The sequence below is a fragment of the Pontibacter ummariensis genome, assembly GCF_900188175.1.
Lineage (GTDB): Bacteria > Bacteroidota > Bacteroidia > Cytophagales > Hymenobacteraceae > Pontibacter > Pontibacter ummariensis.
This window is the reverse complement of the sequence record NZ_FZOQ01000016.1, coordinates 116,004-129,042: the sequence shown is the minus strand read 5'-3', so window position 1 is coordinate 129,042 and position 13,039 is coordinate 116,004. Positions and strand designations below refer to the sequence as shown.

The window sequence follows — 13,039 nt, the reverse complement described above, 5'->3', positions numbered from 1 at the left end:
CGGTTAAATCACTGGGGTAAGACATAAGCCTGCAAACTTTTCTTACCCAACAGCCGACACCTGCTTTTTTATCCAGCTAAATCAAAACAGCCTTTAAGGGTGGGTTGAAATGTATCTGTCGTTTCACCTACACCTTAGCTTTTCTGCTTTTACACATACTGCTCTTTATCCTTTTAAATCGGGAAATGTTCTATTAAAACAAGTTCTACTAAAGGTCATTCCACCTTAAACGCCTTTGTCTATCGATCATGTCGACCACCAGCCCCGACCAGGTAAAGTCTTTGGCTCCATAGCCCTCTCCTGTAAAGGGGTTGTAATATTCCCGAAAGCCACTTTGACCGATCAGCCGCTTCACACTCCGCAACAGTGCTTCTGCCTCCTGCTTATACCCTTTCTCCAACAGGTAGCCTTGCATAAACCAGTTAAACACGACCCAGGTAGGACCACGCCAGATATACAGCGACTCATCCGGCTTAAAAGCGGGCTCATCCGTTGAAAGCGAGGGAAGCGGAAAAGGGACGTGAAAACCGTCCTGGTGCAGCAAGTGACGTTCCAGCACGTTGCGGCAAACTTTATCCGGCACACTCTTAAGCACGACAGGAAAGAAGACAGTGGCCGTCCGGATTCTTAGCTTTTCGAAGTGATGCCCATGCAGGTCATAGAAAGCCTCGTCCTGCTCATCGTACATGTAGCGAAGGATGCTTTTGGAGGTCTTTTCTGCCTGATCCCGGAACTGCTTCCCGTCCTCATCCTCTACCAGGTCACAGAGGTGAGCCAGCGCCTCCAGATTCTGCGCATAAATGGTATTGAAGGCAGTGTCTTTTACAATAAACCTGTTACTCTTGTAGATCTCGGCCAGGACATACTTCTTCCGGAAGTTGTGCCCGTCAACCTGCAGCACTTTCCAGAACAAAGCCGGTCCGGCCTCTCCTTTATCGTAATTCAGCACAGGGTCAAAGCTCGCTTTCCAGTCCATGCCTGACTCATAAGGGGAGATGATGGAAAGCAACCCTTCCTGCTCAAAGTCCCGGTTCTCTGCCAGCCACCTATAATACTTCTTCAGCTTAGGCAGGAATTCGCTCACAAATGTCAGGTCCTTACTTAAGCGGTAAATGCGGAGCACTGCCTGGGCAGCAATCGGCGGTTGCACCAAAGCCGACATGTGCGGCCTGTTGAGCCGTAGCACGTCCCGGGGCCTGAGCTGTAAGAGGTCTGTGATCCGGGCAGGCCACAGGCGCTTCCAATAGCTCATGTGCCCTACAAAACCATCTGCTCGCTGCATCCGGAACAGGCTGTACATGTGCTTTTTTGCCATCCTCACGTCGCCCAAAGCAGTAAGCACGAAAACATGAAAACAGGTGTCCCAGAAATATTGGAAGGGATAGGTGCCGGGCGAAGGCTTTGTGTAATGATAGGAGAAGCCATCTTTCCGGCCGCTGACCATGTTCTTGTACAACACTTCCCGTGCTCTTGTACTTATCTCCTGATCGGACAGCACCTCCTGTGTGCTTGTTTCTTGCTGTTTACTTAACATACTCATCCCAGCCTGCATAGCTCTGCGTTTTCGGGCCCAGCGGCAAAGCCAGCGCAGCCACAGCCAGTCCCAACACTACCCCGGTAATGTTCAACCCTGTGGGGCTGTTGCCCAGGAACCAGGGGGCGACGAGGATGGCTAGGCCCAGCAACACGTTAAAATAGCGGCCAAGGCGCAGGGGCTCTCCCATGGCAATAACCGAGGTCACGATGATCAGAGAGCCGGACAGATGAAAGATATCCGCCACGGTTTCCTGTATGCCCACGCCGAAAACAGCCGGTGCGGCCACTACGGCAAAACCCAGCAAGGCGGACACAGCCAGGGTCCACGGAACACTCATCCCCCAGACGGAGGCAGCGAATACCTTACGGGGCTGCTGCGGGAAGTCCAGCAAGGCCGGGGCATGCTCTTCTTTTTCGCCGCCTTCGATGGTGCCCCCCTTCCAGAACAGCTTCCAGAAGCCCTCGCCCTGCTGCCGCTTCTTCTTCATAAACTGCACCATGGCAATTACCTCGTCTACCTCCAGCGGGATCATGGGCAGCATAATGGCCGCCGCCAAAAGGCACAGCGTACACCAATGGCCCACGATAACGGGTTGGCTGATCACCAGGAAGATGTGCACCAGGCCCAGCGGAATAACCAGGATACCAAACACGGCGACCATCCAGGGCATGGTGCGCCAGCGGGCGGGGCTGCCCATCCAGCCCATCAGGAACTCAAAGGTATAGGCCAGCGCACCCAGCCCAGCATCGGAGATCGGCATGGAGTGCGACATTTTAGAGTTAAGCACTTGCATGCTGGAGTCGCCGAAAAAGGGATCCCACACAGTGTTGATATAACCCAATTGAAAAGCTGCCAGATAGCGGGATACGATCCAGCCCACAAAGCCCAGCACCATCATGATCCAGCGCTGCGGCCAACTGGAGGGGTTGTACGTCCAGCCCGGCGGTACCTCCGGCCCCATTTTCATGTACATGATCATGTTGGGCATACCCGGTACCAGAATTGTGAGGGCGATGATGAGTGCCCCCACCAGGGTATCGTTCAGGTAAGCGACTGCCGAAGGCGACCAGAGAATTAGCGGGGCCATGGTGAGCCAGATACCGATAAAGCAACAGACCCAGAGACTGACTGGCCGGTTTGGGGTAAGGCCGCGCCAGCCAAAGAAGATGAGCAGGGCACCGCTGATAATGTCGCTCCACTTCATGAACTGTATGCGCTGCTCCAGCGGCAGCCACACCTCGTTACCACCGGATGGCATCACTGTGCCCACGCTGTAACTAAAGGTAAGCGGAGAGACCAGCACCCACGCGCCCAGCAACACGATCATCCAATACACCCACAGGGTTTGTTTGTAGTGCATGTGCAGCATCTGCTTCCGCATCTCTTCCGACATCATCATGCCCTTCCCCTCTTTGTCCTGATGCTGGCCTTGCCTGTCTTCGTGCATTTTCTGGTTGTGCTGCCGTACCTGCTTCTCGGCCATGGGCCTGCTTACGCCCCGCATGCCCATGCCTCCCTTGTGCTGGTGCTGATGGTCCTTGCTATGATCTTCTGGTTTGTTTTCCATTCTTTTAGATTAAGGTTGGTACATCGGTCCTTGCCGTCTTTACTATACGACCTCCTACTCCTAAGGATATTTACCCGGCACGGCTTCACCTGGGTTCGACCGCTGGCTATAGCTCCTGCAGGCGCCCTTAAAGCTAAAACACGCCCTCACAGGTGTTTGCATCGGCCTGGCACCACTAACCTCTGTTACCCCTGGCCGTAATCATACTGAAGACAACACTTATTTGAACGGATATGGACTTAAAGAAAATAGTAGATAAAGTGAAGAAGGAGGCAGAGGTGCTGCAGGGCGAGGCGACGAAAGACAAGCTTTACCAACAAGAGTACACATACCCGGATGAAGCGACGGCACAGCAGGAGTTTGAGGAGGCAAAGCGCAAGCTCTTTGACATCAACCTGTGGTCGAAGTTGGAAGGGATTAACTCCACCTTTTTGCTCTATGACCAGCGTGGTAGAAGAACAACGGCCAAGATGCCGGAAGTTGGGTACTACTTCAAGATTATACTACCGGTTAGCAAGATCGAGAACTGGGTAAGGATCACCGAGATAAACATACAGGATAACATGGCTGAGTTTGTGGTACACCCCAGCGAAAAGCCAACCGAGCGGGCAGACCATGAACACGTGATCGAGCATTTCTTTATAAAAGAAGCCAGCAGCACGTTCCGGGTAGAGCGCAAAGGCAGCACCCTGATCGGCTCCGAGATCGGAAAGAACGAGGGCATTAACAACAAAGGGGAAGAAGCCGGAGACCGGGCCTTGCTGAACACGCTAACGGCAGAAGGCGGCTGGGCGGGCGTGCAGGAGCTACAGTGGGACAAACTGGTAAGCTATTTCGTGCACCCTGACGAAACCCAGCACCTGAAGACGGAGGAATAAACCTGAATTCGCAAAACTGAACAAGAACAGGACCTGCCATCTCTTAGGGGTGGCAGGTCTTTTTATACGCGTTAAAGACTGGTGAGGGAGGCACAGCATAAAAGCCATGCTGCAGCGCTGACGGCGGAACAGGCGCTAGAAAGGCCACACGGCAGCCTCTTTGGCCGGTATCACAAACCGGTCAGCTGTTTACCCCGTTACTAAATGGCACTACTTTAAGCACTATGAAAGAGTATCTCCCCATCGAAGACTATGGATTGCTTGGCAACCTGCACACCACGGCACTTGTGTCTAAAAAGGGATCTGTTGACTATCTCCCTTTCACCCGCTACGATTCCCCCACGGTGTTTGCCGCTATCTTAGACAATGAAAAAGGAGGCTACTGGAGCATCCACCCGGATGCCCCTAATGTGCGCTACAAACAGCAGTACCTGCCAGACACAGGCGTACTGCTTACGCGCTTTTTAACAGAGGAGGGAATGGCAGAACTGACGGACTTTATGCCGGTGCGCGAAGAGGAAGAGCGGGGCGCCCTGGTGCGCGAGCTAAAAGTCATTACCGGGGAGATCCGGATCAAGATGGAGTGCAAGGCCCGCATGAATTATGCGCGCTCGGGCCATAGGCTAAAGAAGCTGGACGACGGCTACCAGTTTAGCAGCAAAGGGGAAGACAGCACGCAGTTCCGGTTTGTATGCAACGCACCCGTGGAGGAGCGGGATGGAGACCTTTACGGGGACTGGGTGTTAAAGCAAGGCGAAACGCTTTCTTTTGTAATAGAGACCATGCAAAGCCCCACGGCTTTTAAGCAGCAGGAACTCCAAAGCTATACAGCAGCTGCCTTTCAGGAAACAGTGAACTTTTGGCAAAAGTGGGTGGCAAAGAGCAACTACAATGGCCGCTGGCATGAGATGGTGGTCCGCTCCGCCATCACCCTAAAAATGCTTACCTCTTACAAGTATGGCTCCACGATTGCCGCCGCCACCTTCGGCCTGCCTGAAACGATCGGAGGGATCCGCAACTGGGACTACCGTTACACGTGGATCCGCGATACCACTTTTGCCATGTACTCTTTTCTGCAGCTGGGCTTTAGGCACGAAGCGCAGCAGTTTATCGACTGGCTGATGCGCCGTTGCGAGGAGATCAAAGACCCGGCGGACCTGCAGCTCATGTACGCTGTGGACGGAACGTCCAGTCTTTCGGAGAAGGTGCTGGACAACCTGCAGGGTTACCGAGGATCGAGCCCTGTGCGGATCGGCAACGGAGCCTCCAAGCAGTTTCAGCTCGATATGTACGGCGAGATGGTCCAGACCATTTACCTCTACGACCGGCACGGCGGCCCTATCACCTTCGAGTTCTGGCAGAATGTAAAGCGGTTCGTGGACTTTGTGGCCGACAACTGGCATCGCAAAGACCATGGGATCTGGGAGGTGCGCAAGCACGAGGCCGAGTTTATACACTCAAAGATCATGTGCTGGACGGCATTGGACCGAGGCATAAAACTCGCCCGGGAACGCTCTTTCCCCGCCCCACTGGACCACTGGCGCGAGGTGCGGGACAAAATCTACTTTGACGTGTACTATAACTACTGGAACGAGGAACGGCAAGCCTTTGTGCAGTACCGTGGCGCGAAGGTGCTGGATGCCGCCGTGCTGATGATGCCATTGCTGGGCATGTTCAGCCCTTCGGAGCCACGCTGGCAATCTACGCTTAAGGCCCTAGAGGAAAGCCTGATTACAGACACCCTAGTATACCGCTACAAACAGGACAGTGCCCTTGACAGCCTGCCGGGTAAAGAAGGTACTTTTAGCCTTTGCTCCTTCTGGTACATCGAGAACCTGGCCAAAGCCGGAGAGATCGAGAAGGCCCGGCTGTACTTCGACAAAATGGTGGGTTACTCTAACCACCTCGGGCTTTACTCAGAGCAAATCGGCCTGCAGGGGCAACTGTTGGGCAACTTTCCGCAGGCCTTTACCCATCTCGCCCTCATCAGTGCCGCCCTGGAACTAGAGCGCGGCCTTGGAAGCGAAAAGGCAGAGCGCTCTGGCAGTTTATCCTCCACTTAAACCACGCTTTGGCTGTGTGCAGCGGTGGCCCAACCTGAACGAGTAAAGGTGAAGAACTTGGGGTTAACCCCCACCAGCCCCTGTGCGTTGTAACAACAGGCAATGAACTCTATAAACAGACAAGGCTATGGCAACTAACTTTGACAAATTTGCACAGGAAGGAAACGAGTATGTAAAACAACTGGCGGCGGACCTGGGCCATCCGGAAGAGAAAGGACAGGCTTCCATCCTGTTACGGGCCGTGCTCCACACCTTACGCGACCGTATCACCATCAGTGAATCGCTGCACGTGCTGGAGCAGTTACCGATGTTCCTGAAAGGCATGTACGTCGATCATTGGAAGTACCGGGAAACGCCCCTGAAGTTCAATACCATGGAGGAGTTCACAAGCGCGGTAGAAGAGGAACAGGCAAAGCACGGCGAGCGCAAGTTCAACTGGAGCCAGTCTACCGAGGACCTGGTTAAAATGGTGTTCACCTCGCTCGGCATCCGTTACTTCTCCCAGGGCCAAATGGCGAACATCACCGCCCAGCTCCCCAAGCAACTCAAGGCGCTTTTCCCGGTAGAAAGCGTAAGCCGCCACTAGAAAAGGTATTTGTTTTTTCCGGCGCAAGCGGGCGCTTGTGCCGGGCTTGTAACAGGCAAGCAGCTATCCTACCGCCTGGCTATAAAAAAGAGGGCTGTGGCAATAGGCCCGCAGTCCTCTTTGTTATAGTTCCCTAAGCCAGCAACAGGCACATTTAGTCTCTTCTCTTAAATAGGCTGCGCAAGGGCTTGATGGAGGCAAAGTTGATGACGGCCCCTGCCACACAGTATACGCACACCTTTTTCTGCTTAAAGGCCATGTCGTACAGGTACTTGGCTGCCCCCGCAGCCTGCCCCAACACGACCGCACCCAGCGCCATGTCCAGTATTCGGGACTGCTTCCGGTAGCGGATTGCTGCCGTGGCCAGCAGGATAGAAGCGGTATAGCCTGCCAGGCTGGTAACACCATCCGGCAGTCCAAAAAGCACGGCCTGCCTGGATGTGTTCACTTTCTCGGTATTGAACAGCTTGCCTGGCACATCGGGCATGTTCTTTATGTAGCCCATCTGGAAAAGCGAGATCAGGCTAAAGTCGATCAGCCCCAGGGTCGCCAGGGCGGCTATCTCGCGGCGGCAGGTGGCCGCCTCACTGGTGTCTTTTCTGATTTTGTCGATTACGGTTGTTTGTTCTTTCATAGCGTTTCGTGTATAGTTCTCGTCTACGCGCCCGGCGGGGCCTAGTTACCGCAAGCCCCTCTCCCAGAACTTGCTCTACAACCTGATACTTAGCCTTGCCCAGCCCACCTGGATAACTTAGAATTACAAGACGGCGTAACATCAGCAAGAGAACGAACAATACAACACAAGGCTATGGATACAAAAGACAACACGAGTGGCAGCCGTAAAGGAGTGGCTGTAATAACGGGTGCTTCGGCAGGTTTAGGGCGCGCTGTGGCACGCGAGTTTGCCAAGCAGGGATACGACGTTGCCCTGCTGGCCCGCGGCATAGATGGCCTGGAAGGCGGCAAAAAAGAGGTAGAGGCTTTGGGCCGCAAAGGGATGTATGTGCAGGTAGACGTAGCCGATGCTGATGCCGTGGAGAGAGCTGCCGCCCAGATCGAAGCGGAACTTGGGGAGATAGACGTGTGGGTGAACAACGCCATGAACAGCGTGTTCAGCCCTGTAAAGGAAATGAAGGCAGAAGAGTATAAGCGCGTGACCGAAGTTACGTACCTGGGGCAGGTATACGGGGCGCTCTCAGCGCTCAAGCGCATGCTCCCCCGCGACCGCGGCTCCATCGTGTTTGTGGGCTCTGCCCTGGCCTACCGGGGCATTCCGCTGCAATCGGCCTACTGTGGCTCCAAGCACGCCATCCAGGGCTTTTATGACTCGCTGCGCACCGAACTGATCCATGATAAGAGCAATGTAAAAGTGACGATGGTGCAGCTGCCCGCCATGAACACCACGCAGTTTGGATTTGTGAAGTCACGCCTGCCCAATAAGCCACGCCCCATGGGCAAGATCTACCAGCCAGAAGTGGCCGCCGAAACCATTGTGTACGCAGCCCAGCATGAGCGCCGGGAGTACCGCGTGGGCTACCCTACCCTAAAAGCTATTGTCGGCAACAAGATCGCTCCCTGGTATGCGGACCTCGTGCTGGCCAAAAACGGCTTCAAGGGGCAGCAGACAAACGAGCCGGAGGACCCCAACCGCGACAACAACCTGTGGGACCCAATCCCTGGAGACCATGGGGCACACGGCTCCTTCGATAAAGAGGCCACTTACTCCAGTCCGCAAGTATGGCTGAGCCTCCACCGGGATGAAGTAGCAGCGGGTGCCCTGGCTGTGGGGGGGATACTTCTCGGCAGCCTGCTTACCAAAAAGCTCATGGACCAGGACGACGACTAAGACAGACGACTAAGACTCAAGGTTAACAGAAGAATGAAAGAAGGGCCTGCTGCTTACATGCAACAGGCCCTTCTAATATAGGACAAGTAATAACAGTCTTATACGAACACACAGGAACTGGAGTAGTTCTGCCTGAACTCCTTGGGCGTACAGCCTTTCTCCCGCTTAAACACGCGGTTGAAGTAAGACAGGTTATTGAAGCCACACTTGTAGGAGACTTCAGATATCGTCTCTGTCGTATCGATGAGCATGCGGGAGGCGTGCCCCAGGCGGATCTCGTTCAGGCTCTCAATAAAGGTCTTGCCGGTACGCTTTTTAATGAAGCGGCTAAAGGAAACCTCCGGCATGTTCACCACCTTGGCCATGTCGGCCAAAGAGATATCCTTGTCATAATAGGTCTGCATGTACTCAAAGGCCTTCTCGATGCGGCGACTGTAGTAATTAAACTTCTCGGAGGTGTACACGCTGTTCGACAGCGTCTGCATGTTACGGGAAATAGAGAGGTCCTGCAAAATAGAGATCAGCTCTATCACAGAGTCAAAGCCGCTCTTCTGCGCCAGTTGTTCCAGTCTTGGCCGCATAGCCTCTTTTGTTTCCCGTGAAAAAGAAATGCCTTTTGCCGAGCGCTCCAGCAGCGCCCGGATAAAGCTTAGCTGGTTCCGCTTCAGAAACTTCTCATCGAACAGGTCCCGGTGAAACTGCAGGGTGATCTCCACGATTTCCTTACTCTTACAATGATGGGTAAACCAGCCATGGGGCAGGTTGCTCCCCACCAGCACAAGCTCCAGGTCATCTATTTCCTCTATATGATCTCCCACTACCCGCTTTGCCCCGGCGGCATTGGAGATAAAGTTTAGCTCAAACTCTTCGTGGTAATGCAGCGGGAACTTGAACTCCTGCTTTACGCGGGAAAAGATCGTAAAGCAATCGCTTTGGGTAAGGGGGGTTATTTCTCTATAAACACTGGTCATAGCCGATCTCTTATTGGAGGTGTTTTGCGCAGCGCCGCACTATTATACCATAGTCAGTGATAAAATCAGAGCAACTTACTGTTGTCCGTCTTTTGTACCTGATGCCAATCCTGCTGTGCCCAGCCGACCTCGCATCCAACGTACTTTCGTCCAGAAGCAGCTCTAAAAGCTTTCAACTATCTACCTTTAGAGCATTTAGGCAGTAATTTAAGAAATTGCGCTTCTTCAAGCCACAATATAGTAAATACTTTCCTGTTAGAAGTAATAACTCACTTCTTTCGCTACCCAAGTTTAACCGGAGGAAATCAGATCAATTTTTGATAAAATAGTATCAAGCTGCGGTTTAAAAAATATTTAGCTTTGTACTGGCTCTTTTACGAGCAGCGCTCCGCGCCTTCAGTTAGCCTAGGTTGGGCTTAAAAAGGTTCTGAATTTTCGAAGGAAGACCTCCGGGGAACACCCGGTAACCTGTAGCGAGAAACCCCAACAACCCCTAAAATCCTTAAAATGCACCGCGTTATTATAGTGTGCCTGTTCGCGACCCTGTTTTTCCAGGCATCTTGCACCCAGACGGTACCCAGCAATTCGAAGGCTACCGCCGAAACCGAAAACCTGTACAAGAACCTGCAGAGGCTGCAGCAAAAAGGCACTATGTTTGGCCACCAGGACGACCTGGCCTATGGCATTGGCTGGCAGTACGAGGAGGGCCGTTCTGATGTAAAAGAAGTGGTAGGGCAGTATCCTGCCGTGGTGGGCTGGGACCTGGGGCACCTGGAACTAGGCAAAACCGCCAACCTGGACGATGTGCCTTTTGACAGAATGCGCGAATACGCGCAGGACGTGTACAACATGGGTGGCCTGAACACCTTTAGCTGGCACCTCAACAACCCGCTCGACCCCACCAAGACCAGCTGGGACAAAGTAGACTCCACGATCTACCGTCTTTTCAACAACCCCGTGGCCCTGCAGCGGTACGACTCCTGGCTAGACAAGCTGGCAACCTTCATGAAGAGCCTGCAGGGGCCGAAGGGAGAAGCCATCCCGGTTGTGTTCCGCCCACTGCACGAGCACACCGGCAACTGGTTCTGGTGGGGCCGTGGCAATGTGTCGGCAGAGGAATACAAAAGACTTTGGCGCTATACGGTAGACTACCTGCGCAAGCAAAAAGTCAACAACGTACTGTATGCCTACTCTACGGACCGCTTCACGTCTAAAGAAGATTACCTGGAGTTTTACCCGGGCGACAAGTACGTGGATATTGTGGGCTTCGACATTTACCACCGCCCACCGCAGGACAGCACCCAACCCGACAACTTTGTGCCGCAGACACGCCAGATGGTAGAAACGCTGCGCACGATCGGCCAGGAGAAAAACAAAGTATGGACCTTGTCCGAAACGGGCCTGGAAACTTTGCCGCAGGCCGACTGGTGGACGAACACCCTTTACCCTATTATAAAAGATGCCGGCCTGTCTTACGTGCTGGTGTGGCGCAACGGCCGCCCGGACCATTACTATGCTCCTTATGTAGGACAGAAAAGCGCAGAGGACTTTAAGGAGTTCGTACAGCGCCCGGACGTCCTGCTCATGGACGATGTGGCGAAAGAGAACATCTACCAGCCCTTTAAAAAGCAGTAACCCCTGAACCAACCTTACCTTTTAGTCTAACCCTTACCCCAATGAAACTATCACTCATCGATATCGGCATCATCTTCGCCTATCTGATAGCAGTGGCCGTGATCGGCGTGCTGCTCCAGAAGCGGGCCAAGGAGAACAAAGAAGCCTACATGCTCGGGGGCAACACCCTCCCCTGGTATGCCTTGGGCCTCTCCAACGCCTCCGGCATGTTCGATATCTCCGGCACCATGTGGATGGTGATGCTGGCCTTTGTGTATGGCCTGAAAAGCATCTGGATCCCCTGGCTCTGGCCCTCGTTCAACCAGATCTTCCTGATGATGTTCCTGGCCGGCTGGCTGCGCCGCTCCAACGTCACCACCGGTGCCGAGTGGATGCTGACCCGCTTCGGCAGGGGAAAAGACTCCCGCATGTCGCACGGCATCGTGATCCTGTTCGCCATCCTGAGCTGCCTGGGCTTCCTGGCTTATGGCTTTATAGGCCTGGGTAAGTTCGTGGAGATATTCATCCCCTGGTCTGTCGTGGCCCCTTTTATTCCGTTTGATGTCCCGGCTGAGTTTGTACCGCACTTCTACGGCCTGGCCTTTACTTCTTTCGCCGTATTCTACTCCATCCTGGGCGGCATGGCGAGTATCGTGTGGGCCGACGTGCTGCAGTACGTCATCATGACCGTGGCCGGTGTTACCATCGCCATCATTGCCATGACGAACCTGGAGATAGCCTCCCTGAACGTGCCGGAAGAGTGGTACACCCCCTTTTTCGGCGCATCGCTGAACATGGACTGGACCGGCATTATTGATGAGGTGAACGACAAGATACAGTCGGACGGCTTCTCGCTGTTCGGCATCTTCTTTTCACTCATGCTCTTTAAAGGCGTGCTGGCCAGCTTAGCCGGCCCTGCCCCGAACTACGACATGCAGAAGATCCTTTCTTCCCGCTCTCCGCAGGACGCAGCCAAGATGAGTGGCTTCGTGTCGCTGGTGCTTATCCCTACCCGCTACCTGATGATCATGGGCTTTGCCGTGCTGGCGCTCCTGAACTACGACCAACTGGACCTGAGCTCACCTAGCGGCATCGACTTTGAGAAGATCCTTCCGGCTGCCATTTCCAACTTCGCCCCGACCGGCGTGTTGGGTCTGTTGCTGGCTGGCCTGCTGGCCGCCTTCATTGGCACTTTTGCCGGCACGCTGAATGCGGCACAGGCCTATATCGTGAATGATGTGTACCTGCGCTACATTAACCCGCAGGCCTCCAACACCACGGTTTCTACCATGAACTATGTAACCGGTGTGGTCGTGGTGCTGGCCAGCGTGGTACTGGGCTTCTTTGCAGAAGACGTCAACAGCCTCTTGCAGTGGATCGTGGCGGGGCTATACGGGGGGTATGTGGCAGCCAATGTGCTGAAATGGTACTGGTGGCGCTTTAACGCCAGGGGCTTCTTCTGGGGGATGTTTGTGGGCATTGCAGCGGCGCTGACCTTCCCTTACTTCTTCGACGGGCTGGACCTGTACTACTTCCCACTGCTGTTTGTCCTTTCGCTGGCAGCCAGCATCATCGGTACGTTCTCAGGCCCTCCTACCAACGAAGAAACCCTGAAGGAGTTCTACCGCAATGTGCGTCCGTGGGGCTTCTGGGGCCCTATCGACAAGCTGGTAAAGGCAGAAGACCCAACTTTCGTGGAAAACAAGAACTTCTGGCTGGATGCCTTTAACGTGATCATCGGGGTGATCTGGCAGATGAGCCTGACCCTGCTGCCGATCTACCTGGTGCTGGGCATGTACGCCCCGCTTGCCGTAACAGGCACCGTACTCGCCATCACCTGCGTCATCCTTAAAAAGACCTGGTGGGACAGGCTCAAGGCAGACGACACAGGCATTGCCGCAAGCATCAAAAAACGACTGGTTTCTCAATCTTAAAAATCACTTGCTGCCCTAAACAGGCAACAGCTTTCTATTAACA

Annotated in this window: 10 protein-coding genes; 6 read left to right on the top strand and 4 right to left on the bottom strand. The window is 53.9% G+C overall.

Features of this window, described 5'->3' with window-relative positions; genetic code table 11:
* Positions 1–208: 208 nt before the first annotated feature.
* Both CHB92_RS17055 and CHB92_RS17050 read right to left on the bottom strand, forming a co-directional pair.
* Complete coding sequence (locus CHB92_RS17055; RefSeq protein WP_245842673.1) at positions 209–1,534, bottom strand: amylo-alpha-1,6-glucosidase; 1,326 nt, start codon at positions 1,532–1,534, stop codon at positions 209–211.
* Entirely contained in the window at positions 1,524–3,104 is a 1,581-nt protein-coding gene (locus tag CHB92_RS17050; RefSeq protein WP_089320442.1) for a vitamin K epoxide reductase family protein, read from the bottom strand. The genes CHB92_RS17055 and CHB92_RS17050 overlap by 11 nt, the downstream gene beginning before the upstream one ends.
* Before the next feature lie 233 nt (positions 3,105–3,337).
* Here CHB92_RS17050 and CHB92_RS17045 point away from each other — a divergent pair, with 233 nt between their 5' ends.
* From CHB92_RS17045 to CHB92_RS17035, 3 genes are all read left to right on the top strand, one after another.
* The gene (locus tag CHB92_RS17045; protein ID WP_089320441.1) at positions 3,338–3,982 is read left to right on the top strand and encodes a hypothetical protein; all 645 of its coding nucleotides are present in this window, start codon (positions 3,338–3,340) and stop codon (positions 3,980–3,982) included.
* A gap of 224 nt (positions 3,983–4,206) precedes the next feature.
* Positions 4,207–6,045 (top strand): glycoside hydrolase family 15 protein, encoded by a 1,839-nt coding sequence (locus tag CHB92_RS17040; RefSeq protein ID WP_089320440.1) that lies wholly within the window; start codon positions 4,207–4,209, stop codon positions 6,043–6,045.
* Between the two features lie 127 nt (positions 6,046–6,172).
* Entirely contained in the window at positions 6,173–6,631 is a 459-nt protein-coding gene (locus CHB92_RS17035) for a DUF2267 domain-containing protein (protein WP_089320439.1), read from the top strand.
* Positions 6,632–6,785: 154 nt separating this feature from the next.
* On the opposite strand, the gene CHB92_RS17030 is transcribed toward CHB92_RS17035, so the two are convergent.
* The gene (locus CHB92_RS17030) at positions 6,786–7,265 is read right to left on the bottom strand and encodes a vitamin K epoxide reductase family protein (protein ID WP_089320438.1); all 480 of its coding nucleotides are present in this window, start codon (positions 7,263–7,265) and stop codon (positions 6,786–6,788) included.
* Positions 7,266–7,439: 174 nt separating this feature from the next.
* Here CHB92_RS17030 and CHB92_RS17025 point away from each other — a divergent pair, with 174 nt between their 5' ends.
* A complete protein-coding gene (locus tag CHB92_RS17025) occupies positions 7,440–8,477 on the top strand; it encodes an SDR family oxidoreductase (protein WP_089320437.1) in 1,038 nt (345 codons plus the stop codon).
* 98 nt (positions 8,478–8,575) lie between these two features.
* Here the strand turns inward: CHB92_RS17025 and CHB92_RS17020 are convergent, their stop codons facing one another.
* A complete protein-coding gene (locus tag CHB92_RS17020) occupies positions 8,576–9,448 on the bottom strand; it encodes an AraC family transcriptional regulator (RefSeq protein ID WP_089320436.1) in 873 nt (290 codons plus the stop codon).
* Positions 9,449–9,955: 507 nt separating this feature from the next.
* Here CHB92_RS17020 and CHB92_RS17015 point away from each other — a divergent pair.
* Positions 9,956–11,083, top strand: coding sequence for a glycoside hydrolase family 26 protein (locus CHB92_RS17015; RefSeq protein ID WP_089320435.1), 1,128 nt, complete (start codon positions 9,956–9,958; stop codon positions 11,081–11,083).
* 41 nt (positions 11,084–11,124) lie between these two features.
* Positions 11,125–12,996: a sodium:solute symporter family protein gene (locus CHB92_RS17010; protein WP_089320434.1), complete on the top strand. Its 1,872-nt coding sequence runs from the start codon at positions 11,125–11,127 to the stop codon at positions 12,994–12,996.
* Positions 12,997–13,039 lie beyond the last annotated feature (43 nt).